Source organism: Sphingobacterium sp. UBA865 (genome assembly GCF_002295765.1).
GTDB lineage: Bacteria > Bacteroidota > Bacteroidia > Sphingobacteriales > Sphingobacteriaceae > Sphingobacterium > Sphingobacterium multivorum.
On record NZ_DBGB01000041.1, the window covers coordinates 116,108 to 140,915 of the forward strand.

General features: G+C 40.6%; 24 protein-coding genes and 1 riboswitch. Of the genes, 14 read left to right on the forward strand and 10 right to left on the reverse strand.

Annotation, left to right across the window (positions count from 1 at the left end):
• Nucleotides 1-31: 31 nt before the first annotated feature.
• The 3 genes from B2O97_RS22595 to B2O97_RS22605 all read left to right on the forward strand — a co-directional run bounded on the left by B2O97_RS22595 (nucleotide 32) and on the right by B2O97_RS22605 (nucleotide 3,926).
• Nucleotides 32-928 (forward strand): helix-turn-helix domain-containing protein, encoded by an 897-nt coding sequence (locus B2O97_RS22595; protein WP_070567170.1) that lies wholly within the window; start codon nucleotides 32-34, stop codon nucleotides 926-928.
• Between the two features lie 96 nt (nucleotides 929-1,024).
• Nucleotides 1,025-2,965, forward strand: a complete 1,941-nt coding sequence (locus tag B2O97_RS22600; protein ID WP_070567013.1) for an oleate hydratase — start codon at nucleotides 1,025-1,027, stop codon at nucleotides 2,963-2,965.
• Between the two features lie 64 nt (nucleotides 2,966-3,029).
• Complete coding sequence (locus tag B2O97_RS22605) at nucleotides 3,030-3,926, forward strand: 3-hydroxyacyl-CoA dehydrogenase (protein ID WP_286768223.1); 897 nt, start codon at nucleotides 3,030-3,032, stop codon at nucleotides 3,924-3,926.
• A gap of 81 nt (nucleotides 3,927-4,007) precedes the next feature.
• Here the strand turns inward: B2O97_RS22605 and B2O97_RS22610 are convergent, their stop codons facing one another.
• On the reverse strand, nucleotides 4,008-5,132 hold the full coding sequence (locus B2O97_RS22610) for a serine hydrolase domain-containing protein (protein WP_201638821.1): 1,125 nt from the start codon (nucleotides 5,130-5,132) through the stop codon (nucleotides 4,008-4,010).
• Between the two features lie 244 nt (nucleotides 5,133-5,376).
• Between B2O97_RS22610 and B2O97_RS22615 the strand changes: the two genes are divergently transcribed.
• Nucleotides 5,377-6,126 carry a hypothetical protein gene (locus B2O97_RS22615; RefSeq protein WP_201638819.1) on the forward strand — a complete coding sequence of 250 codons (750 nt, stop codon included), beginning with the start codon at nucleotides 5,377-5,379 and terminating at the stop codon, nucleotides 6,124-6,126.
• Nucleotides 6,127-6,270: 144 nt separating this feature from the next.
• Here B2O97_RS22615 and B2O97_RS22620 read toward each other — a convergent pair whose 3' ends face one another.
• Entirely contained in the window at nucleotides 6,271-6,795 is a 525-nt protein-coding gene (locus B2O97_RS22620; protein WP_286768224.1) for a DinB family protein, read from the reverse strand.
• A 167-nt stretch (nucleotides 6,796-6,962) separates the two neighbouring features.
• Between B2O97_RS22620 and B2O97_RS22625 the strand changes: the two genes are divergently transcribed.
• The 4 genes from B2O97_RS22625 to B2O97_RS22640 all read left to right on the forward strand — a co-directional run bounded on the left by B2O97_RS22625 (nucleotide 6,963) and on the right by B2O97_RS22640 (nucleotide 11,194).
• Nucleotides 6,963-7,637: a response regulator transcription factor gene (locus tag B2O97_RS22625; RefSeq protein WP_201638815.1), complete on the forward strand. Its 675-nt coding sequence runs from the start codon at nucleotides 6,963-6,965 to the stop codon at nucleotides 7,635-7,637.
• Nucleotides 7,638-7,646: 9 nt separating this feature from the next.
• Complete coding sequence (locus B2O97_RS22630; protein ID WP_286768225.1) at nucleotides 7,647-8,933, forward strand: sensor histidine kinase; 1,287 nt, start codon at nucleotides 7,647-7,649, stop codon at nucleotides 8,931-8,933.
• Nucleotides 8,934-9,137: 204 nt separating this feature from the next.
• On the forward strand, nucleotides 9,138-9,818 hold the full coding sequence (locus B2O97_RS22635) for a response regulator transcription factor (protein ID WP_286768226.1): 681 nt from the start codon (nucleotides 9,138-9,140) through the stop codon (nucleotides 9,816-9,818).
• Entirely contained in the window at nucleotides 9,818-11,194 is a 1,377-nt protein-coding gene (locus B2O97_RS22640) for a HAMP domain-containing sensor histidine kinase (RefSeq protein ID WP_286768227.1), read from the forward strand. The genes B2O97_RS22635 and B2O97_RS22640 overlap by 1 nt, the downstream gene beginning before the upstream one ends.
• 70 nt (nucleotides 11,195-11,264) lie before the next feature.
• Here B2O97_RS22640 and B2O97_RS22645 read toward each other — a convergent pair whose 3' ends face one another.
• The 4 genes from B2O97_RS22645 to B2O97_RS22660 form a co-directional block, all read right to left on the reverse strand.
• Complete coding sequence (locus B2O97_RS22645) at nucleotides 11,265-12,842, reverse strand: hypothetical protein (protein WP_286768228.1); 1,578 nt, start codon at nucleotides 12,840-12,842, stop codon at nucleotides 11,265-11,267.
• Entirely contained in the window at nucleotides 12,842-13,903 is a 1,062-nt protein-coding gene (locus B2O97_RS22650) for an HlyD family secretion protein (RefSeq protein WP_286768229.1), read from the reverse strand. The genes B2O97_RS22645 and B2O97_RS22650 overlap by 1 nt, the downstream gene beginning before the upstream one ends.
• Nucleotides 13,903-15,222 carry a TolC family protein gene (locus B2O97_RS22655; RefSeq protein ID WP_286710395.1) on the reverse strand — a complete coding sequence of 440 codons (1,320 nt, stop codon included), beginning with the start codon at nucleotides 15,220-15,222 and terminating at the stop codon, nucleotides 13,903-13,905. Before B2O97_RS22655 ends, B2O97_RS22650 begins: the two co-directional genes overlap by 1 nt.
• A 222-nt stretch (nucleotides 15,223-15,444) precedes the next feature.
• A complete protein-coding gene (locus tag B2O97_RS22660) occupies nucleotides 15,445-16,215 on the reverse strand; it encodes a DUF3050 domain-containing protein (RefSeq protein ID WP_201638799.1) in 771 nt (256 codons plus the stop codon).
• Between the two features lie 210 nt (nucleotides 16,216-16,425).
• Nucleotides 16,426-16,519, forward strand: a riboswitch (SAM-I-IV-variant riboswitch).
• A gap of 67 nt (nucleotides 16,520-16,586) precedes the next feature.
• Here B2O97_RS22660 and B2O97_RS22665 point away from each other — a divergent pair.
• Entirely contained in the window at nucleotides 16,587-16,850 is a 264-nt protein-coding gene (locus B2O97_RS22665; RefSeq protein ID WP_070567048.1) for a 5-oxoprolinase, read from the forward strand.
• Nucleotides 16,851-16,882: 32 nt separating this feature from the next.
• Here B2O97_RS22665 and B2O97_RS22670 read toward each other — a convergent pair whose 3' ends face one another.
• Complete coding sequence (locus B2O97_RS22670) at nucleotides 16,883-17,188, reverse strand: hypothetical protein (RefSeq protein ID WP_201638795.1); 306 nt, start codon at nucleotides 17,186-17,188, stop codon at nucleotides 16,883-16,885.
• Nucleotides 17,189-17,518: 330 nt separating this feature from the next.
• Between B2O97_RS22670 and B2O97_RS22675 the strand changes: the two genes are divergently transcribed.
• The gene (locus B2O97_RS22675) at nucleotides 17,519-18,397 is read left to right on the forward strand and encodes a DKNYY domain-containing protein (RefSeq protein ID WP_201638793.1); all 879 of its coding nucleotides are present in this window, start codon (nucleotides 17,519-17,521) and stop codon (nucleotides 18,395-18,397) included.
• Nucleotides 18,398-18,412: 15 nt separating this feature from the next.
• On the opposite strand, the gene B2O97_RS22680 is transcribed toward B2O97_RS22675, so the two are convergent.
• On the reverse strand, nucleotides 18,413-18,721 hold the full coding sequence (locus B2O97_RS22680) for a hypothetical protein (protein ID WP_201638791.1): 309 nt from the start codon (nucleotides 18,719-18,721) through the stop codon (nucleotides 18,413-18,415).
• A gap of 31 nt (nucleotides 18,722-18,752) precedes the next feature.
• Nucleotides 18,753-19,781, reverse strand: coding sequence for a hypothetical protein (locus B2O97_RS22685; protein ID WP_201638789.1), 1,029 nt, complete (start codon nucleotides 19,779-19,781; stop codon nucleotides 18,753-18,755).
• Between the two features lie 316 nt (nucleotides 19,782-20,097).
• Between B2O97_RS22685 and B2O97_RS22690 the strand changes: the two genes are divergently transcribed.
• The 4 genes from B2O97_RS22690 (at nucleotide 20,098) to B2O97_RS22705 (ending at nucleotide 23,398) form a co-directional block, all read left to right on the forward strand.
• Nucleotides 20,098-20,793 carry a hypothetical protein gene (locus B2O97_RS22690; protein ID WP_201638787.1) on the forward strand — a complete coding sequence of 232 codons (696 nt, stop codon included), beginning with the start codon at nucleotides 20,098-20,100 and terminating at the stop codon, nucleotides 20,791-20,793.
• Nucleotides 20,790-21,878 carry a hypothetical protein gene (locus tag B2O97_RS22695; RefSeq protein WP_201638785.1) on the forward strand — a complete coding sequence of 363 codons (1,089 nt, stop codon included), beginning with the start codon at nucleotides 20,790-20,792 and terminating at the stop codon, nucleotides 21,876-21,878. The genes B2O97_RS22690 and B2O97_RS22695 overlap by 4 nt, the downstream gene beginning before the upstream one ends.
• 426 nt (nucleotides 21,879-22,304) lie before the next feature.
• Nucleotides 22,305-23,021, forward strand: a complete 717-nt coding sequence (locus tag B2O97_RS22700) for a MauE/DoxX family redox-associated membrane protein (RefSeq protein ID WP_286768230.1) — start codon at nucleotides 22,305-22,307, stop codon at nucleotides 23,019-23,021.
• Between the two features lie 26 nt (nucleotides 23,022-23,047).
• On the forward strand, nucleotides 23,048-23,398 hold the full coding sequence (locus B2O97_RS22705) for a hypothetical protein (protein ID WP_286768231.1): 351 nt from the start codon (nucleotides 23,048-23,050) through the stop codon (nucleotides 23,396-23,398).
• A 56-nt stretch (nucleotides 23,399-23,454) separates the two neighbouring features.
• On the opposite strand, the gene B2O97_RS22710 is transcribed toward B2O97_RS22705, so the two are convergent.
• Nucleotides 23,455-24,807, reverse strand: a complete 1,353-nt coding sequence (locus B2O97_RS22710) for a RagB/SusD family nutrient uptake outer membrane protein (RefSeq protein ID WP_286768232.1) — start codon at nucleotides 24,805-24,807, stop codon at nucleotides 23,455-23,457.
• Nucleotide 24,808: the final 1 nt, after the last annotated feature.

Below are 24,808 nucleotides of genomic sequence, written 5' to 3' on the forward strand. Positions count from 1 at the left end.
ACTGTATATGCCCAAACCGAACAAAAAGTCAATGAAGTTTAAGGTAAAAACAACTTATCACACACACGAAAGTCTTCAAGATACCTTATCATTCTTTGGCGTAAATTGCCACCGCCCCTATTATATTTCTTCTGGAAATCCAATTTTTGAATACCCAAGCAATGCTTTTCGTATTGATTATTATGCCATCTGTATCTGTACGGCGGGCGATATCAATATTCAGGTAGACAATCAGGAATACCATATCTCGACAAATCACATCCTCGTATCCGCCCCAACAACAATTTTCCGGTTTTCGCAGGTCAGCCCCGACTTTAGAATGAAGCTGCTCTTTTTTGATAAAGCATTCCTGCTTAAACATATTGTCAATCCATTCTTTATCGAACAACTGGGGCTTTTTAAAAATTCAACCTTTACCATAGTCATTTCCCAAGACAAACAAATTGACAAGCTCTTAAAATTAATAGACTACCTCAAAGAAGTTACTTTAAGAACAACGCATTTTACAGCAGATATCATCCGCACGGTTATTTTCAATCTCCTGTTAGAAATCGCTGACGAATTGGCATCTAAAGACCAAGATACAATGGAGAGTGTACAGGAGACCAACAACTTGTTCTATAAGTTTATAGACCTGGTTCAGCGACATAGCAACCAATACAAAGAGGTACAATATTACGCCGACCAGTTATTTATTTCAAACAAATACCTCATTCAAGTTGTTAAAAGAGCATCAGGTAAAACGCCACATGAAATTATTGATGAGCATGTACTTAAAGAAGCCTATGTGCTACTCGGGAATCCCGAAAAGACAATCTCAGAAATTTCTTATGAAATCGGATTTAATTCCATCTCCGCATTTGGTCGTTTTTTCAAAAAATACGCCACCTTATCGCCTTCTGAATACAGAAAGCGACAAAATATGTAGATAGAGGAAATTCGGTAGAACAATAGCGAATTTGAGGGCACAAATGATTAAGGTGGTCTTAGTAACTTTATTCAAGAATTAAAAAACATAAGAATCATGAAAGAAATCACCTCAAAATTCGACAAAGTATTAAATGCATCTGCTGAATATGGAAATGTAAATCATGAACCTGATTCAAGCAAAGAACAACAACGTAACACACCGAAAAAATCGATGCCCTTTTCTGATCAGATCGGAAATTATCAACGCAATAAAGGTATTCCACCAAAATCATATAAAGACAGTAAAATCTACATCGTCGGAAGTGGTATAGCAGGGATGTCTGCCGCCTACTATTTTATCCGTGATGGTCATGTTCCTGCTGAAAACATCACATTCCTTGAACAGCTCCATGTGGAAGGCGGCTCGTTAGATGGCGCCGGTAATGCAACCGACGGCTATGTCATCCGCGGTGGTAGGGAAATGGATATGACCTACGAAAATCTTTGGGATATGTTTCAGGACATTCCTGCATTGGAAATGCCTGCCCCCTACAGTGTTCTGGACGAGTACCGCTTGATCAATGACAACGACTCCAACTACTCCAAAGCAAGGCTTATTCATAAACTTGGTGAGATAAAAGATTTCAGCAAGTTTGGCTTGGGTAAATTGGATCAGCTGGCCATCATTCGATTGCTCCTCAAAAATAAAGAAGATCTAGATGACTTAACCATCGAAGACTACTTCAGCGAGTCATTTTTATCCAGCAATTTCTGGACCTTCTGGCGTACCATGTTCGCTTTCGAAAACTGGCATAGTTTACTTGAGCTGAAATTGTACATGCACCGCTTTTTACATGCGATAGACGGATTGAATGATCTTTCATCCCTTGTATTCCCGAAATACAATCAATACGACACCTTTGTAACCCCTTTGCGTAAAGTACTTCAAAGCAAAGGTGTAAACATTCGATTCAATGTATTGGTTAAAGACCTGGATATCCAAAGCAATACCGATGGAAAAGTTGTGGAGGCCCTGATTACCGAACAAGATGGCAAAGAAGTAAAAATTCCAATCGGAAAAGACGACTTCGTCATTGTGACAACCGGATCAATGACAGAAGATACCTTCTACGGGGACAACAAAAATGCACCGATCATCGCTATCGACAACAGCAGCAGCGGTCAAAGTGCAGGCTGGAAACTCTGGAAAAATCTGGCTGCCAAATCCGCCATCTTTGGTAAACCCGAAAAGTTCTGCAGTAACATCGAAAAATCAGCATGGGAGTCTGCGACCCTGACATGTAAACCTTCGGCTTTAGTCGAAAAATTAAAAGAATATTCCGTCAACGACCCTTATTCCGGCAAAACTGTTACTGGCGGTATTATTACCATTACCGATTCCAATTGGTTGATGAGTTTCACCTGTAATAGACAGCCACACTTCCCTGGCCAACCGGATGATGTTCTTGTGTTGTGGGTATATGCCTTATTTATGGATAAAGAAGGAAATTACATCAAAAAGCCAATGCCACAATGTACCGGAGATGAAATTCTAGCCGAACTATGTCACCATTTGGGCATTATCGATCAACTGGACGATGTCATCAAAAATACGATTGTGCGTACGACATTCATGCCTTACATCACCTCGATGTTTATGCCAAGAGCAAAAGGCGATCGTCCGAGAGTCGTACCTGAAGGATGTAAAAACCTGGGCTTGATCGGTCAGTTTGTCGAAACCAACAACGACGTTGTCTTTACCATGGAAAGCTCGGTACGTACCGCACGTATTGCGGTATATGAACTGCTGAACTTAAACAAGCAGGTTCCGGATATCAATCCCCTACAATACGACATCCGCCATCTTTTGAAAGCAGCCAAAACATTAAATGATGACAAACCATTTGTGGGCGAAGGCTTACTACGTAAAATGCTAAAAGGCACTTATTTTGAACATATCCTACCTATCGGTTCTGAGGAACAAGAAGACCATGAATCTTTCCTGACAGAGCAGATCACCAAATTCAAAGATTGGTTAAAAGGAATTAAAGGATAAGGATCACAACCTGCGCCATGATTCCGTGGCGCAGATTTTTACGAATTGAAAAAACAATAACATCATGGACTTTAAAAATATAACGATAGCTGGCAGTGGGGTTTTAGGCTATCAAATCGCTTTCCAAACAGCATTTCATGGCTATCATGTCACTGTATACGACATCAACGACGATGTACTTAAAAAAGCTGCAGCAAAATTTGATATTCTGGCGCAGGCATTCGAGAAAGATCTTCATGCGAGTAAAGAAAAACTGGCTTCAACCTTTGACAGGCTCAGTTATAGTTCAGATCTTGCGGCGGCGGTAGCAAACGCAGATCTTCTTATCGAAGCCGTTCCCGAAAACCCTGCTATTAAAATTGGTTTCTATCAGGAGTTAGCGAATGTCGCTCCGGAGAAAACCATTTTTGCCACAAACTCCTCAACCTTGCTACCAAGTCAATTTGCCCAAGAAACCGGCCGTCCCGAGAAGTTCCTGGCGCTACATTTTGCCAATGAAATCTGGAAGCACAATACAGCAGAAATTATGGGCCATCCGGGTACAGACAAAACGGTATTTGAGCAGGTTGTAAACTTTGCAAAATCCATTGGCATGGTTGCCCTACCGCTGCATAAGGAGCAGCCTGGCTATATTGTAAATTCCTTACTTGTCCCATTACTTTCGGCAGCGACGGATCTTTTGGTCAACGAAGTAGCGGATGCCCAAACGATCGACAAAACCTGGATGGTTGCCACTGGAGCGCCAACAGGCCCCTTCGGCATACTCGATATCGTTGGCATCACAACAGCTTATAATATCAATAAAATGAGCGCCGATGCAACAAATGATCCCTTAAAGATCAAAACAGTGGCCTATCTCAAAGAGCATTTTATAGACAAAAACAAATTGGGCGTCGCTACTGGGGAAGGATTCTATACCTATCCCAATCCGGCCTATCAATCGCCCGACTTTTTAAAGTAGGTCTCTTCATAAACAACAAATCGTCGCAGGTGGAGCTGTGACGATTTGTTGTTTATGCTTATTTCAATCCGCGTCCCCCTTTCACTCATTCGCATATACTCCGTTCAACCATGCAAAAGTTGAGCGATGCTGTTCATTCAATACCGGTTTGCTGATACCCATTGTTTTAAGGATGGCATCAAAGGCTTCACCGATCATAAAATCATCACGATTGCTAAAAAGTGAAACCACAAGGTCTTTCTGTACATCGATATATACGATATGATGAAACCCGGTAGATTCACCTGAATGAAACAGGATTTTATGGCCTGCTTTTTTTTGAATAAACCATCCGAAATGATACGCTATTCCATCCTTTACCGGGTAGACTATTTGATCGAACAATTGCTCCAGTCCCGGCTGTATTAACCGATCTTTTACCAAAAAATTGGCCCATGTATGATATTCATCCGCAGATAGATAAACACCCCCATCCCCCTGTGTCGCACTTGTCACACTCTGATCGGCAAACAGGTAGGAGCCTTCTGTCGGATGATAACCGTAGACTCGTTCATCAACCGTCGTGCCTGGTTCATATACCAATCCCTTGCTAATGCCTATGGGTTCAAACAATTGACTTTTGACAAAGGAAGCAAAGGATTTTTTCGCAACTTGCTCGACAATCAGCGATAAGAGACAATATCCCGTATTGCTATAACGAAATTGACTCCCCGAAGGGAAATATAAACGATCGGTCTGCCGGATATACTTCAGCACATCCTTATCCGATACCTGATCTTTCCTCTCTTTCGGAATAAGTTCTTCATAGTCCCAGATTCCGGATGTATGTTGCAGAAGCTGTGCTACAGTAATACCTTTCAGTGCGACTGGCAGATCTTCAAAAAAAAGGGACAATGGGTCGTCTAGTTTTAAACGCTTTTGAATCACTAAGGTATATATCGCTTGTGCAGTCACCTGTTTGCTTACCGATGCCAGGCGAAAATGTGAGCTGGATGTGATTGCACGTTTTTCCTTCAAATCTGCAAGCCCAAATGCATAACGATAAATAAGACGACCATTTTGGCTAACTGCACAGCTAATCCCCGGAGCTGCCGAGTCCTTGTAATAGCCTGCAATCGTACTATCCAATTTTGATTTATCCATTTTTTGTCCCATAACAACACTTGTTACACAGATCAAAATAAAACTCAGTTTTAGGTTTATCATATTTTATACCGCACATTTCGGTTTATATTGTCAGCCTACTGAAAGGCACAGCGTATTAAATCAATTTGATCTTATTGCTTTTCAAAAATGTACCCTTCAAAAATCGAAATTTTCTTGCAATGCCGGGGTGTTTTTATTGATTTTTATTTATTTCTTTTAATTTTGCTTTTATGCTTCATTTCTCATGAAGTCGAACTGATCCGGAATCCTTCCCCCAGTTCTTCATTAAAAATCACGACAGACTATGTTTTTTATTTTCAGTATCTACGACTTTGTATTAGCAGAAAAAACGGTAACAGCAACCTTAAAAAAAGAAAACGCGCCACGAAATTTCACCTTACAGATTATTACGCCAGCCCGTCGGTTTATAGGCCTACCTTTTGGCGGTGGATTTGTTAAACTTTCCAGACTTTACGACGAACAAGGAAAATTGATTCACGCGCGGAATTATTCAGATGAATTAAAAGCAGAGATCAAAGCGTTCAAAAGTCAGTATAGCATCCCCTATTTTCAGTTATGGAAAGGATTTCTAATTGTCACTGCGGCAATCCTTATCTGGGCAGTCATTTATGGGGTAAAGAATAAATTGGGCAATCAACAACGGGAAAAAGAAGTTGGTCAGATGGTTGATAATTTGAAGCAACTAAAGGCAGGTCAACTTTATGGCGCTACTTTTTTTACCGATCAGGACGGTAACAGTATAAATGGACTTCCTGCAGGTTGGATAAAAATAGATAAAATACTGGGCGACACTATTTTTATACATCGTTCAAAGCAGCTCGACACAAATTCGGCACTTTTTGACATGAAGAACATTGCTTCGTTCAGGCCCCAATCGACCGATGAATGGCAGGAAAAAACGGAAAAAATGGATTTAAATCTATTGAAAAAACAGCTCGAGGATGCTGCGACAAAAAAAGTCGATCTGCTCTATATCGGTAAAGACCACGAGAAATATTCAGGTGTTATATTGACGATAAAAGGTAGCGAGTAAACCTTATTTCTAGGTATAACCAACGTATTGACTTTTCAGCGCAGACAGATCATGCGGTTAGGTCCATACTTAAAAAACTCAAGATCGGACGTTTTAAGCAACGGCCGATCTTGAGTCTCTATTTTTAGTACTGGATTTTTTCTTTTAGTACTGGATTTTTTCGTCAACGTCATATTTCATACCCGGATAGTGCAGTAATCTTCGCATCAAGGCAATCTGTCCGGCAAGATAATCTTCCCTCCCGACACACATGCCAATAAAATTCAATTTATTCTCCTCAATAAAAGGAATATTCATATTGATCGTAAAGATTTCAGCCAGCTTCGCATCATCCACTTGAAGCAAGGCAGCATAGACCTTTGGTGATATCGCTTTAAAATTTTCTTTTAATTCCTGCACACTGGGATAGTGATAACTTTCATCGAGTGTCTTTCCCATAAAAAACAGATCATGGTATGGATCGTTTTCCTGAAGGCCAAGCACATGTGCCATTGCATAGCGCACATTCACAAAATTACCCGCCATCCATACGATATGGTTGGTCTGGCTATCAATTCGTTTTAATGCATCCTCTTCCGAAATGCCGTCCAACGCATTCAAAAAAATTTGACTGTGCATGCGATAAGCAGGAATGATAATTTCTAATTTTAATGATTTCGGTTTATCCATTTCGTTTTGATTTTCTTTAAATACTAAATAACTGATTTATACTAAAATTACACGTTTCAATAGCGATTACACTTGTCGTAGGACAAGAAATAAAAATGAACAAAATTGATAGATCATTGCGAAATAAATTCTAAATTTCTACTAAATTGAAATTCTATCTTTACCACATGAAGATTTTGATCATAGAAGACGAATTGGAGCTGGCCAAAAGCATCGCTACGTACCTTAGCGAACAACACTATTTATGCGAATTTGCGCCAACTTTGCAGGATGCTCTGGACAAAATTCAGTTATACCAGTACGACTGTATCTTACTGGACATCGGCCTACCAGATGGAAATGGTCTAAAACTACTCGAAGAGTTGAAGACGCAGCGAAAGCAGGACGGTGTGATCATCATTTCTGCAAAAAATGCATTGGACGACAAAATCCATGGACTACAACTGGGGGCCGACGATTATCTGACCAAACCTTTCCACTTATCTGAACTCACAGCACGAATCTATTCCCTGATCCGTCGCAAACAATTCAACAGCTCAAATATTGTTGTGCAAAATGAAATACAGATTGATCTACTTGCAAAAACAGTTATTGTCAATGATCTTCCTGTTGTATTGACCAAAAAAGAGTTCGATCTGCTGATGTTTTTTATCGGCAACAAAAATAAAGTGATTTCAAAAAGCACCTTAGCAGAACACTTGTCCGGCGACATTGCTGATATGCTCGATAACCATGACTTTGTCTATGCTCATGTCAAAAATTTAAAAAAGAAACTACAGGACGCCGGAAGTCAATCTTATATCAAAACGGTATACGGTACGGGCTACAAATGGGAAAATTAAAATAGTGAGATGAAACCCCTACTGAGCAAAATAACAACCCCATTTCTACTCTATGTATTGATCGTACTAGGTGTCAGTATTCCTGTTTATTATTTTGTAATCGACGGGATATGGAAAAGTGAATTAGACGAACATAACGAAATTATCGTCAAAAAAACGACCTACGAGCTGAACAGTTTAAAACTCTCCGAAGACAGCCTCCAAGCCAGCATCGCTTTATGGAATACCATACAACCTGAAACCAATATACATCAAGTAAAACCGGGCGATTTATTGCAAGATAGCGTGTATACCATCGAAAAACCGCAGCGTTTTGTCGAGCCAAAGACAATTGACCGATTTAGATGCCTATCATCTGTTATTCAGATCAATGGTGCGCCTTATCGTTTTACCGTACAAACAAATATTGAAGAATCTGTAGAAACCATCGCCGCCATCGCCGCAACAACGCTGTTTTTCTTTGTTATCTTGGTCATTGGTCTACTTATTATCTCCAGAAAAATATCACTTAGGCTCTGGAAACCATTTCGAGATACCGTTGATAAATTGAAGGCATTTAATCTCAATAGTCAACAACAGGTTGACTTTCAGCAAACGGACACCATAGAGTTCCATGAGCTTAATCAATCCTTATCCAAACTTCTTGAAAAAAACCTGGCCGTATACCGATCACAAAAGGAATTCACTGAAAATGCTTCTCATGAATTGCAAACACCCTTGGCAATCCTAAAAAATAAGTTAGATATCTTATTGCAGTACCCTGATCTAAGTGATGAGCAGTACCAGCTCTTTGAAGATATGCATAAAGCGCTTTCACGTAGCACGCGAATCAACCGCAACCTGCTGCTGCTCGCCAAGATTGACAATAGTCAATTCGATCATTCCGAAAAAATCAGTATGGACTCGCTTGTTACACAAAGTATTGAAGTCATGCAAGAACATCTGGAGCTAAGACAGCTACAGCTGCAACAAGAGATCCAACCGTCGGTGCTGCTGACAGGAAACAGCAGTCTGACCGAAATCCTGATCAACAACCTACTCCTGAACGCCATACGTTACAGCAATGCCAACGATACACTTGCTGTACATCTCAATCAAACTTCTTTAACGGTATATAATCCCGGTTCAATGCCCTTAGATAAAATACTGTTATTCAAACGGTTTTCCAAACTTTCGAAAAACAGCCAAGGCAGTGGTTTAGGATTGGCAATTATTACCGAAATCGCCCGGTATCAAGGCTGGACTGTTGATTATCAATTTGAAAATAATCAACATATTTTTTCCATTCATTTTTAAAATTCCAAAAGTAGTCCTATTCTACGATCAATAACAGACATTAGGTAAGTGATGTCATCGCAGGACCGTGTAGAAAGTTTTATTTGCATATCCGTGTAAATTTAGCTTAGTTTGATACATTTGTTGGGACGATGCATGGATAGCCCATGATTTGGTATCATAGATAAATTTCGATTCATCGAAGTTTTTAACGTTTTTCTTTATATGAAGATTCTCCTAGTCGAAGATGACGTACGTGTCGCAGGATTGATCAAACGCGGACTTGATGAAAATGAATTTCAAACAGCTATTGCCTACGACGGCATATCTGGAAAGAAAATGGCCTTACAACACGACTTTGATCTTATCATAACCGATATCGTACTCCCTAAGATGGATGGATTGGATCTCTGCAAAGAAATTCGTCATATCAAACCCGATGTTCCCATTATCATGTTAACAGCATTAGGAACTACAGACGATAAAATTGAGGGTTTTGACGCCGGAGCGGATGACTATCTGGTCAAACCTTTTGAAATGCGCGAACTCCTAGCCCGCATCAGAGTCCTGCTCAAAAGATATCAAAAACAAGATACTTTCACAGGAACAATTTTGCGTTATGGAGACCTGGAAATGAACCTCCATACCAAAAGCGTCAAAAGGAATACTGCCGAAATCCATTTGACCCCCAAAGAGTTCAAGTTACTCCATTATTTATTGCAAAATCCCGAGCGTGTCCTTTCCAGAATGGAAATTGCTGAAAAAGTGTGGGAAACGCATTTCGACACCGGAACCAACTTCATTGATGTTTACATCAACTATCTACGTAAAAAAATCGACAAAGATTTTGCGACCAGATATATTCATACTAAATCCGGAATGGGCTTTATTCTAAAACAAGACTAATGCGAATCAGGACACGAATCTCCATATTGTTCACGCTGATTACAGCCACCATATTGCTGGTATTTGCCTGTACAGTATATTTTTCAGCGGTAGAGAATCGGGAAAGAGAATTTTACGCCCTATTGAAAAAAGAAGCTTACACCAAAGCAAACCTTTTTTTGAATGCAAATGTTGACAAAAAGACCTTAGAAGATATCTACCACAACAACCGAAAAATCCTCAACGAAGTCGAGGTTGCAATTTACGACACCCGTTTTGACCTCTTGTATCATGATGCAGTAGATATCGATTTTGTCAAAGAGACACCAGCCATGCTGCAGGATATTCTCAAAAATAAAGAGATACGATTTTATCAGAAAAAATGGCAGGTCATCGGCATAACCTTTCCATATAAAGACAAAACTTACATCATCACAGCCGCAGCCTATGATCAATACGGCTACAATAAACTCAATAGTCTATTATCTACTATTCTTTTGGTTTTCATTTTGTCTATATTTCTGATCTATGCAGCAGGAATATTCTTTTCCAAAAAGGTCTTTCAACCTATCCTGGAAATGACACAACGTGTAAAGACGATTTCTGCAACAAGTTTGGATGCTAGGCTTACGAGTAGCGGAAATAAAGACGAGCTTTCCGAATTGGCCAGCACATTCAATGCGATGCTCGACCGTCTCGAGAACTCCTTTGATGCCCAAAAGCATTTTGTCTCCAATATCTCGCATGAGCTAAGAACACCCTTGACCGCCATGATTGCAGAACTCGAGATTTCTGCCAATAAGGACCGCAGCATAGTGGAGTATAAAACTGTCATCGACAATACGCTAAATGATGCACAGAAACTGAAGAAGTTATTTAATAGCCTACTTGATTTTGCCAAAGCAAGTTACGACAGTTCTGAAATCGCGTTTAAAACCTTACGTATAGACGAAATACTAATTGATGCATGCCAGCAGGTTCTCCAGTCAAGTCCAAATTATAAACTCGACATTTTTGTCGATCCGGCGATTGAAGATGAAAAACTTCTATCCATCAATGCAAATGAGTATCTATTGCAGGTCGCCTTTGTCAATCTCATTGAAAATGCCTGTAAATTTTCACCCAATCAAAAATGCCTAATCGCTATCAAAGCGGATGAAAATAGAATTCAGCTGGAATTTAAAGATGACGGAATAGGCATTGACCCGGTCGATCTGCCCAATATATTCACGCCATTCTATCGTGGAAGCAACAAAGATTATAGCGAGGGAAATGGTATTGGTTTATCGCTTACCCGAAAAATCGTGCTTCTCCATCAAGGCGAGATCAGCGTCCGCTCGGCAAAAGGCGTAGGAAGTGTTTTTAGCATTGATATCCCCCATCGTTCCCTATCCTGATAGCATGCTATTTTTTTTTAAGTCTCCTTAACCAGCATATTGTGGTAAAGGAAAAATGTAGCACTGTCAGCTAAGCAGGAGAAATTCTGTTTTTTCCTAGTTTCTTATACATGCTTTTCAAGGAAGGCGAAATCAGTATCAGCAAAAGTATGCTGATACTGATCATGGACATGATCTCATAATAATCCATGGCATACCGCACAAAAGATTGGATCTTGATCCGCTCAGCAACTAGCTTTAAAGCCGCCGTATGTTCCTTATACTGCAGTCCATGCTGCAAAATGCTGACAGATTCCTGCTGCAGGTACTCCCGAAATAAGGGATTGCCCACTTCCGTTCGATCCCTAAACACCTGCTGGTGCTGGGCATGTTCAAACAACTTGAAAAAATTCTGTAAACCGATACTACTCGTGTAACCCAAGTACCGGATAGCGAGACAGATCGCTGCTGCTGAAGCGCCCAATTGAGGGCTAACACTCGTAATGCAAAATAAGATGGTCGGTACCATAATAAGCCCAACTCCGAGTCCATGTAAAACTAATGGTATCCAAAAATGCGCATCATTACCCTGCCCCTCAAAGGAGAAAAACATCCATTGGTGAAACAGCAGCAAGCAACAGAAGCCCAGAATCCAAATCCATTTTACGGGACGTTGCCCAAGCATCCAATACAATGAGCCCAGTACACCGGCGACAATACCAGCAATATTAAACCATTGGATATAGGACAAATGAATGGGATCAAGTTGAATTACCTGTTCGAGATATTGATTTGAGATGGTCAGGGAGAAGCGCTCGATATACATCATATACAAAATCAACAGTCCCAAGAGAAAATTTCTGTTTTTAAAAATCGCCAAATGCACATAAACACGTTTGAGAACCATTTGCCGAACAATAAAAAGAGTAAGCAGCGTCATCCCCAGCGCAAATACAATAAGTAGCTGCTGATCGTTAAACCAATAAACTTCTTGTCCATAGACCATTAGATAGCCAAAACTGACGATCACAAGACTATAGAAAATACAGCTTGCCCAGTCTAATGAAAACAGGGGGTAAGGACGTATATGCCGTATGGAGCGCATCGACAGCATAATGAGCAATAAACCCGGTACAAATGATAATGCAGCGTATAGATAGAGCTGATCAAAATTGAATGAATCGATAAATTCAGCAGTAACAAACGTATTAAAAGGCGAGCTACATAATAATAGGCCGAAAAAAACAGCATAACTTACTTCCTTGGCCCGATCACTTTTCAACCTGGAAAATATCATGGAGATCGATAAGTTTACGGCAGAAGCAAACAACATCCCTTGAAAAAAACGCAGCCCGTATACCCAGCTGATATCCCTGATACTGTACATCAAAAAGCAATTCAATAGCTGTAGCAGATGAAAGATAATATAGTACTGCTTAATGGGAAAGTATAAAAAAAAGCGTCGTTCCAACACGTAGAATCCGACAAAACCAGCATAAAACAAAATAATCAGAAACTGGATGTCACTGGGTTGCGCCCCATAAAATCCAGCAGTGACATTTGTATTGGCCCCCGGCAGGAAAAATAAGACCATACTGGGCATCAAACTGCTAAACAAGATAAGCTTGATCAACCACTCCGGTACCCATTCTTTAAAAATTCCCTTCACTAGTTCTGCTTTTTTGATACCGAGACATTTACATTCATTCCCGAAAGAAGCTGTTGGGATCCCCTTTGCTTATCCAGCTCAATGCGAACAGGTACGCGTTGTACAATCTTCACAAAGTTGCCCGTTGCATTATCTGGCGGTAAAAGGGAGAATGCAGAACCTGTAGCTGGGGAGATGGAAATAATTTTTCCATAGAATTTTTGATCCGGATACGCATCCGCCACCACCTCAACCCTATTACCAAGATGCAAATAACGTAGTTGTGTTTCCTTAAAATTAGCCGTTACCCAGGTTGGGGTTTCTCTATTGACGATAAAGCCCAAAACTTCGCCTGCACTTATCATTTGACCTTTTTCAATTGTGCGTTTGCCAATCTGCCCATCGTAGGGTGCGCGAATAACGGTATACCCAACATCAAGCCGCTTGCGGCCAACAGCTGCAGTCAAACGAACGCGCTCGGCATCAACGACACCTTTTTTCATGTCCACATCGTGCACCCTTTCCTGTGAAGCCTGCAATTTATGTTTTAACGAAGCCAGTTCACTCTTGTAGACATCCAACGTCGCTTTTACATCCTCCAGCTGCTGTGCTGTTGCAGACTTTTCTTGAAACAGGTAATTGTATCGATCATACTCCAATTGTTGTTTCGTTACACGTGCCTCGCCAGCAGCAATGGATGTCCGCAAAGATTCATGCTCTGCCTGGAGGATTTCTTTTTGACTATGAAGAACATTGATCTCTGCTGCTTCCTTATTGACGGATGCAGCTACCTGATCCGCCTCATATTTATATTCCTTATTATCAATAAGCAATAGGGTATCACCTCGTTTAACCAATTGGTGATCGTGATAATGCACAGAAACCACATAACCTCCTACGCGGGAAACAATGGGATTGATGTACTGTGTTACCTGTGCATCATTTGTATAGGTATACCGCAAGCGCATCCATAAGGTGTTAGCGCCCCATAACAACAAGGCCAACAAGACAATTGCAGCCAACCAGTTGGTGATTCGAGTGAGTTGTGCCTCCACAACTGTTCTTCGTGATTTAGGTTTCATTAGATAGTACCCTTCAAAAATTCGATAAAATAATAATGTTTCTGTAGCGCAATATGTGCGGTTTCAAGATCAAAAAGTGTTTTTAGGTATTGCATATCAGCATCCAAGAGATCTGTAATCAAAGCCGATGATTTAAAATACCTGTTTTTTATAATCCGTGCATTTTCCTGCGCCAACGCCTTATTGTTTTGACAGACGTCCTGCTGCTTAATAGCCAATTGATAATCCAACAGGGCCTGTAACAGCTGATTTTCCAGAATCTCCTCTTCATGATGGTGTTTTACCTCTTGTCGATCCAAGGCGATCTGTGCTCCGCGCACCACGTTTTTATTGAGATAAATTGCCGAGATCGGTATGGTTAATTTGAGCCCTGTGATACTCAGATTATACCAGCTGGGGTTATAGGGATACAAGAAAACCTGTGGATTGGCAAAGGTGAATGTACTGGTCAAACCCAACTCAGGAAGATAATTTGATCGCGCCTGTTTGACCGACAACTTCTTCAAAACCACTTCCTGTTCGGATTTTAGGAGGGAAAAAGCATGGCTTCGCGCTTCGGCAACAAGCGCTTCATAGCTGGGGTTTTCCACCTGAAACTGCTCGGGCAGGGGCACAATCTCCGCAGTAATACCACCAATTAGCTGCAGCTTCTGATTTGCAGCCTGAATATCATGACCGATCTGCACGAGCAACAGTTCCCGCTTCGAAAGCTCCAACGAAATACGCAAGACGTCACTGTGCAATACAACACCCGCCTTATACAGATGCTCAATCTCCTTGAGCTGTGCCCGTTGATCAGCAATATCCTGCTCGATTAAAGATCGGTTACTATACGACAGTTCCAAATCCAAAAAAAGATTGCAAACCTCCAATTTCGTCTGCGCCGCGGCATTCTTCCAATCGATTCTAGCCAGCTCATTTTCCAATTTTTTGGACTCAATTTTCATCAGGTCCCGATGCCCATTGTAGAGATTCAGATAAAAATCCAAACCGCTATCGTACAAGTAGTGAATGATATCATGCTGGGAGGGTTTATTTAAAAGGCCTTGATCATAAACAGGCATATTACTCGCATAACTGGCAGAAGCTCGGGCGGAAATCTTGGGCAGCAACTCCATGCGTTGCTGCTGTACCGCCACCTCAGTTTCTTTGAGCTGCAAATAAGACTGCTCGATGTATTTACTGTTCTGTAGTGCTTTGTCGATCATGTCTTTCAGGGACATGCGCAAAGAATCGAGGGCGAAGGTGTCCGAAATAGCGAATACTAACAATCCCATGGTTAGTATTCCTTTTGCCCAATAGGGAGGAAAAAAGTTCACGTGTGCTCTATTATTTTTTTGCGTAGCAAACTTAGACACTTATTGGAACTTGGATTTCTTCACAAACGCCAATATGTTATGGAAAAAAGACATTTTTTCATCAATTCAAACAAAAAGACCAATATCTGCCAAGAAGCCCTTACAATATCCTTTTTTACAACACATAAAAAAGGCCTTTCAAATCGTGATTTGAAAGGCCTTTCTCGACGGTATAATAATAAATTATCCGTATAAGGAATCTTCTATTGCATTCCACAACTGGATTCTTTTTTGTAGCGCTATTTTACTGATCTCTTTCATTTCTGTCCATTTAACCTCATCGTCCTTCGCGAGATCTGCGATCATCTGCATCGCCAACGGTCCATGCTCGTCGCCGTCAAGATCAATATGGCGTTGAAAATAATAAATAAAGCTGTCCAGATTGGCTGTAGGAAAGTTTGTTTTAATTTCTTCCAAAATAGAGGTAAACATTCCCGGGATAAGATCTTCGCGTCCAAATGTAAATGCTGCGGCAATTTTATGCACCTCGCCCTCAGCAATCACTTCGAATGTAAAATTCAAAAAGTCTTTGATCCGCTTATCCAATGTGGTCGTTGCAATGACATCGAATATGTTGCTCGATTTTTTGGCTTGAGCAATAAATTTGTTGACCAGATGAAGGTCGGCACCCATGGCATCCATGGCGTCCAGATACATCTCAAAGTGGCTCAAACGGCGGCCATCAATGTATTCATCCGACTCCTCAGCCAAGACAATTTCGTTGATTAGATAGCGTGTTGATGGATGCTCACTCGCAAACCAAGGTAAAGTCGTACAGGTCAATTTAATCTGTAAAGCTTTTAGTAAAGACATAAAATCCCATACAGCGTACACATGCCCTTCTGTAAAAGAACGTAGATTCTTGATCGTTTTGATCTTACGATACAAAGGGTGTTGTAATAATACCTCGCGTTCGGCAGCAATGTATTCGTTAATTTCCGCAATTCTATTCATGGCGCAAAAGTATTGTCTTATCTCTGTTTTTAAAAGTGTTTTCGATGAGATTACAGTAGCATGATAATTTAATTCTCCAGCTATCCGCTTCATAACCAAATCACAGCCAACAACGCGCCTCGCTTTTGATCGCCTTATTCCTGTTGCTAACGTTCATTTACCCTTAAAAACAAAAATATTTTTTATTATAAAAAATAATCTACTATATTTGTAGAGTATTCAGAATTGCATGATGCAATACCAACCGAGTGCAGGCACCGCGGTGGTAAATTAATACGGGTTTCGACCAAAATAAACGTCGCTGAACGATTATTTTCCCCAACAAGATCTGGATACAGTTTATGGTTTTATCCTTTAAATTTTTAAATTGTATGGCTACTACAACAAATCTTTACCAACACTTACTGGAAAAATTCAGTTATTATTCAACAGATGAACTGATCCAGCTCAACAATGACACCATTTTGGGACAAGGCTGGGGTTCAGCCAAGGCAACCTTTAGAACAGCTTTGATCAGTACGTTCTCCAAAAGAGGACTGGATCTTTCCAACATCATTTCCAAGGAAGACGGTTTTACCTCGGTGAAGCATGTTCCTGTACGCTTGGAACAGAATGTCCTGATTCCTTTACAGTAAAGCCCTATAAACGCAAAAAGAGTAGGCCTAGCCTACTCTTTCGTCAATGAGTGGTGATATCTTAATGTATGATTGAGCGAATGGGCTGTTTGTCGAGCGTCGTCTTTGTAGGACGAGAGATCGCCGCAATTTTGAATTTCTGCCACATTCACTTTCTTTCTTACTTTGCTGATGACCTGATTTAATTCCGATTTCCAGTTGCCCGGGTCGCCAAAATCGTCCATCCAATTTTTGTTGATAAACTTTTTGTAGTTCAAAAGCAAAATATACAATTCCTCACCACTACCGGCGCGATTGATTGACGTGCGCCAGTTCTCTAATTTTTCTTTAAAACTCATAACCAGCAATATACAAAAAAAATACGACTTGACCAAATTTTTAGACTTTTACAGTGCGTATTGACAAAGATCTGACAGGACAATCTCCTTTCCTCGCGGTCGCCAATTTCATGAAAACTGTTATCTCTATCCACTGCAGCCTGAGCGCTTAAAAAGTTGTAATTTAGTTGAAGAAATAGCATGCGATACAATGACCCTTCTATTTTCAACCGCAATAGTTCCAAGAAATAAATAATTAATTGATGACTAAACTTTATTATGATTACGGGGTCTCATTAAAAAGAGAAAACATGATTATTTGTTTTCAAATTTAACCCGATGCCCTATATAATGTCAAAATTTACGTTTAAAACCATCCTAGTTCTTTTTATATTAGCTACTGCCACACCTGCGATGTGCGCTAAATTAGCGCATGCTAATCCTGCTACTTTTTTCTTTCAGGAACATCTGGGTGATGGTTACAGCAAAATCGGATCACGCATTTATTATCGTGGCAAAGAAATTCCAAACGCCAATGCTAGTTCGTTTCAATTTTTAGGTTCGGGTTACGCCAAGGATAGCTGGAAGGTATATTTTCGGGGGTCAATACTAACTGATGGCAGCCCATCTACTTTCCAATTTCTTGGAGACGGTTATGCTAGCGATGCCTGGAAAGTTTACTTTTATGGCAAGCCATTGTCAAACGTAACAATTTCTACCTTCAAGACACTGGGAAGTGGTTACAGCAAAGACGCGTGGAAAGTCTACTATTTAGGCAAGGAAATTAATGGGGCAAACGCTTCGAGCTTTGAAAATCTCGGTCGGGGGTATGCGAAAGATAATTGGAACAGCTATTATAGGGGCGAAAAGAACGATAGATTTGCTGATCCTACCACACAGCCTCTTGGCGGTCAATACGCCAAAGACAGCTGGTCTGTGTTTTATAAAAATAAGAAAGTGGAAGGGGCTTCTGCTTCAACCTTTGAATACATGGGTGATGGCTATGCCAAAGACGCTTGGGCAGTTTACTATCAGGGAATAAAAGTTACCGGCGCTTCGGCATCCACCTTTAAAGCACTTGGAGGAGGGTATGCAAAAGACTCCTGGACGGTTTTCTATCGCGGCCAAGAGTTGAAAGGGGCGAGTGCTTCCACCTTTGAATATTTGGATAACGGCTATGCGGGAGATGCATGGAGCAAGTTTTATAAAGGTAAAAAATTGGATAATTGAAAATAGACGACGGGATTATTCTATCGAAAAATTCCAATTTCCTAATACTTTCGGTATCTCCCAGGATTCAGCTTTGGCCTTATAATTATTAAAGTGACCTTTTTCCCAAGTGGTAATATGGTAACCTTTACAGAACTTACAATAATAAGCCCTTTTGCAGGCATCTTTACCCATCCTGTGTTTGATACGTTTACCATCCAGTTTGTTTCTCATCCGGGATCTGAACTTAAAGTGAAGCATTGCCCATTGCGCCTCAATTAAAGAAGGAAATCCAACTTTACCAGTAGCTCGGCATTTCCAGGTATTGTCCCTTACTTTTTCCATAATCTATCTATTAAAGTTTACTTAATATATTTTATTGCTCTTTTTCTATTGGCACCTGCAGCATGACCCATTCCCTGATATGCTTTGCAATCTTGTCGGACACCTCAAAATAGTACCGTCCCTCAAAAGGTATTTTGAGCACGATACGCAATCGGCCCCGTTTCAGTTGCTGGCAAGCTTGGATCATATCCAAAGGTATAGCCTTATCCCGGTCTATCTTTTGTACAAATCCCTTCGTGCTATTGACAACTTCCTTTAAGCTGCGCTGCTCGCCACAAGTCAGATTTTCGTCCATCGCAGTTCTTAAATAAAGGCTGACTATACCATTTTTATAAGTAAAAATCCCGATATCCTTATAGGATATCTTTTGGGACAAGATTTTATTATTGAGCAGGAATACTTCCTGTTCCAGATCCATGGATCTTAACAGAGCTAAGTCTATTTCATCCATTGAATCCACATCTCTATCTTCCCCTGCTGTTTCCAGGATCTCTTTCAGCTCTTCGATGCCCGGAGAAAGCAGCTCAATCTGCTCCTGGAGATCTCTAGTTCTTGATTCCTGCTGCAGGATAGTTTCTTTCTGTTCTAAAATCAATATTTTTTGCCTGTGGTAAACAGCGACGTAGAAATAAACTGTATAGGACATGTTCAGGACCAGAATACCGCTAAATATGACCATTAAAGGAAACAGCAGCCATTCATCCTTCGCCTGTGGATCGGGGCCAATGATCCAGAACAATAAAAGCGTCGGAAGTATGCAGCAAAAAAATAATTGCATACCGGCGCGTTTTTCGGGGTTAACCAGCCAGTTCTGCTTTTTGTCTAATATTACGATAACCAATCGTATATAAAAGAAAATAATCGCTACCATCAATACAAAAAATAGATAGCTATAGGTTACCGGCCAGTCTAAAAGCCATTCCGCCAAGGCGCCCCGATAGCCCAGATACCAACAGAATCCTCCAAAAATGAAAGATGCAATCAACTGCCAGATCCCATCGGGATACTGCACCGTCAATGTTCTATTATCCTGATATCTATTTTTGCTAAAACTTTTCATGTACAGACGACATTTTAATAACGCTATTAAAATTTACATACTTATTTTTGTTATATAAATTTAGCCAATTATTTATTAAACGATGTCCAACTAACTTAAATCAATGCTTTTGCATCGTTTTACGGTTCAAATAATTCCCCTGCTGGATGAAAAATTTAATTCTTTGTTGCCAGAAAATCCTCCTTCGCTGTCAGGAAATCAGCACTCATTGTAAAAAATTGGCCTTCATTGAAATGATTGGGATATTCACTGAAATTTCATGCTATAGTGGGTAAATTTAAAGCGTAAAACTTCACTGATTATTAAACCATAAATCATGAGGACAATAAAGAAATTTAGACTGCCATTTAGCCGCAATTATGTATTTATTGCAATTGCTGTACTGATTACCTTATATGGGATTTTCTGGGCCCGGACACATAGCGAACGCGTCTATAGCATCGGGGCAATGATCATTCTTATCCCATTTCTGGAAATGCGTGGCCAAGAACGCGTCATGCAGCTTTTCGTTATCTTTTTTGTCTGTATTCAGGTCAGCAGCATAGCACTATTTGACCGCCTTCCCTACCAGCTGCTGATCAGCTCACAACCCTTTTGGACAGCTGTAAAAAAGGGCATACCGACAGCCTTTATCATCTGCACGATGGCAAATCTGTTTTTCTGGAGAAAGACAGACATTTTCAAACTTTATGGGATCCAATTTCCCATCATGATCATTGCATGTGCCTGGTATATCCGTATGCTGCTGATCATGGTTAATTGCCAGCATATCCCAAATGCAAAAGCTGTACGGATACCCGCCATTGTTATCCAGAAATGCCCTGCTTGCTGTGACTTATACGAACTATGGTTTTCGTTCAATTATGAAGGTCAGGAAGAAAAAGTTTCGATTAATGTCAATCCCCAACTACATGAACAGACCAACGAAGGAGATTCACTCATACTTCAGATGCATCCCGGGAGATTTGGCTGGCCGTGGTACCATAAAGATATCAAAAGGAGGTACAGATGATCGTAAGTTTACAGAAGCTGACAACGCTCATAGAAGCTTTGGTTTATCTTGATAACAAAGATATTCCAAACCGTTTGGGTGAGATCGCCGAGGCCTGCAATACTAATTTTGCATTGGCACTACAAGCCCATCGGGAGATTATTCAGGTAAATAATGCACGTCAGGCTATCCAAATCTACCATACTCAATTGTTGCGGCTACACTCTTTGTTGTATAGCTTCTGTAACGTACGTAAAATTGTGAGTTCTGCAGCGCTATTTGCCCTAGAAGAATTACTTGAGCGAATCGAACAGCTCTTTAAAAAAGATATTGATCCCTATACGCCGCTGCCGGAGCATTATCATCTGAAGCTGCATGAATATGTATACGAACATATGCCCTATATTCTGGATAAGTTGGCTCAGAAAAGCATACCTAAAGCCTATCTCACCGAGATCCTTTCGGGTATGGACAGCCTATTTGAAAATGGCAAGATTCCCTATATTCAATACCGACATCAGAACTACCTAACCAAAATGATCGAATCACTTTGCCAATTGGCTGAAGACAAGCGCCAGAGTAAAAACTGGCATTACCGCTTTTTGATTCTGATGGTCAATTTCAATTTTAACCACATGGGCTTCTTCAATCGCTGGAAAGAACTTTACAATTCAGACCCATCCTTTATGGATGCCTTGTTACGCTTCCCCAAACACTTCTCCTGTATCCCGGACTTTGCATATGATAGCAACCGTAGGAGCTTGCTCAAGTTGATGCGCGGGTACATGGAGGATGAAAAAATCTCTCCATCAGCAACAATGCAGGATTATCCCCAACAATTTATTCAAAGCAATTTTAATGGCAAAGAGCTCAAACTTTGGATGCATATATCTGTAAAAGCCAACATTATGTGGTCGTCAGAGAAAAAAGAAGTTGCCGAGGTGTTTTCCAGGCTCGTCAAAACGAGGGAAGGCACCTTACTTTCTGCGCATAGCCTGATCCGGATGGACAAAAGCGCCGAGTTTCATACAGCGCTCCGTATCCGCAAGGTATTGAATACGATGCTTGACGAACTGAATAGACAGTTTCCTGACTTAAATAAATAAAACATAAAAATTTAAAAAACAGGGGGTATGCCATCGCTACCCCCCCTCATCATATTCGTTCTATCTATCAAAACAAGCCTTAAGACGCCAAAAATCAACGGTTTTACCAAGAATCCTCTGCGGATCTTTTTATCGCATAATACATCTTCATTACATCCCAGTCGTTATTTAAATCCAATAGAGGCAGGTGCACTTTCCAACTTAACCATTTCGCTACACCTGCTCCGGCCTATTTTCCATACTACCTTTGTTTTACAGCGTACGAGAAAGTAGAAGCTGACGCTCAGGCAGGCCGCTGTATCCAATTGTATGGGCAGGTACGGCGCCCTGTTTTTGAAACGACGAAAAATAGTAAAACAGGGATAGGCAATAATAAATACCATGATCTAAATAATTAAAGTTATGGACAGGAATAAAAAAAGCAACATGATATACAAGATCATCCGGGCAGCAATGATACTTTTTTGGGTATATGTGGGGATGGAGAAACTCTGGCAGCTTGGGGCATTCAAGATTGCCCTGGAGCAGCAGCCAGTGATCAGTTCTCTGGCTCCAATACTCTTTTGGCTACTTCCGCTTATGGAAATTGGTGTTGGCGTATTGCTAGCGATACCATCAGCGAGGTTGTGCTCCCGGGGATGGAAAGTTTCGACCATACTTATTATAGCTTTTAGTATCTATATCGGTCTTGGCATCCTCAATGTATATGACAAGAAACCTTGCATGTGTACCAGTTTTTTGAGCAATATTTCCTGGACAGCACATTTGATCTTTAATCTCATTATTCTTGGCCTATCGATAACCGGATGGCGATTGCACCGTAAGACGATCAACTACGGCGAGCGTGCACTAACAGGCCGAACAAATATCGCATTATTACTGATAGGCTTTATGGCAACGGGAGCCATCAGTAACTGTAATATCCACTATACGAAGTCAAAGGATATTTGGTACGCACCAGATAGCATTTACGACTATCAACAACCCAATACTGCCAGCAGCAATGTAAAAGGTCTGCTGGTATCTACATACGATCGGTACACAGGACCGTACCGACAATTATTTACCAAAAGTTTGCAAACTGGCAGCTTTACTAATCAATTACCGGTTTGCAATACAGAAAGGAGGGTAGCTACATGCTAACCAAATTTTTAAACAATTATGGCTACATGATATTAGGCGGAGCCATGATTATCGGATTCTCAGCATTTAAAGGTGCTGAAGCTTATGCAGGAAAAAGTTTAGATCCTGTGACAGTGTATTTTCATGGGAATCCAACAATTCCCAATGAGGTAGAGAATTTGTCGAAATGGGATACATCTCCTAATGGCAAAAGTTGTAATAACCAAGATGAGCTCGCTTGTGCAGTTCAAGTTGATCCAACAGACCTTAACAGTTCTGGAACATCTTTCGACTCGAGCAAAATAGCAATCGAAGCAACTTCTACCAGCTCTGGATACATTCCTTCGTTGGAACCTGGGTATAGCCCTATGCAGTTTAATCCGATTAATCGAAATTAGAGATTCGACTTGCATCAATTAATAGTGGCCCTATACAGGGCCACTATTATCGTAAATTAACGTGGATTTTGAGGAATTCCTGCTATCCTCACAATATCTGCCGGCAGAGGTAATGCATACCGGTTTTCGTTGGGCAAAAGCCTGTATTCTTTCCCATCGACTACTCTTTTTAAGACGATCTCCTGCCCTTCCAGATTTAATCGTTTGATATCCATCCACCTCAGCCCTCGATAGACCAGCTCTTTCCGTCTTTCGCTTAATATCACTTTCAGCACCTCCCCCGCCTCCGTCAAAAGATAAGGTTTATAGGTTCCTGATTTATATCGCGTCGCCAAAAGTTTATTAAGATCTGCTTGCGCTTCCACCAACTTGCCCGCTCGCGCCAGACATTCCGCCCGGATCAGGTATATTTCATCTGTAGCCACCCCGCCAAATAAAAGCGTACTTCCTGAGTACTGCCCTTTAAAATTGATTACATTATTTAACACTTTAAAATACGCTTGCTTCCGCAGGTCATTGGGATCATAAGAGCGATAGAGTACAGAATCGATATTTGAATACGCATTACTCAGTATTGTTGCCTTCAGTTCCATATAAAATGTAGTCTCTTTATTGAATAAACTAAAGGGAAAAGAGGCCGTCAACTTCACTTCATTGCTGTTATTATAATCAAGTAGCTCGTTTCGCCGTTGCAAATACAGCTCAACATATTTTAATGCCAGATCATATTGACGCATCGACAGATAAGCTCTTGCCAAAACCCCATATACAGCAGGCTTACTTGGCTGTACCACATAATCCGGTTCCAATGGCAGAAGCGAAATCGAAGCTTCTAGATCTGTGATCACCTTTCTATAGCTATCTTCCACGGAGGCCCGTACGGATTTCACATTAAAATCCGATGTTTCCCGAAGAACAATACCTAGATCCGTCTCAGCGGCATTTTTTTGATAGGCCTTGGCATAGGTCCATAACAAACTGAGATAACTGTTGGCACGAAAAAATAGGGCAGCGCCTTTAATACCGTCCCATTTTGCAGCATTCTGTTCATTTCTATCAATTTTATCAAGACGCTCCAGTACGAGATTAGCTATATATACAACATTGTACATGCTCGACCAATCGTTGGAAAAATTATATTGGGAATCTTCCCAAATATAATCCAGCTTCTCCACATCATTCAATGCTTTGTAATTGCTCTCAGGAATAAAATAATCGTCACAGGCCTTTTCACCACGTGAACAAAAATTATTGTTCATTACACGTACATTGTCCAGTAGTTTCTGTAAGTCATCCAGTTCTTTGGGTACAACCAATTTATTATTGGATTGTACATCCAAATATTTATCACAAGCCCCGAAAATTAGTGTAGCAAAGCCCAGGGTTATACTTATAATTATTGTTTTCATC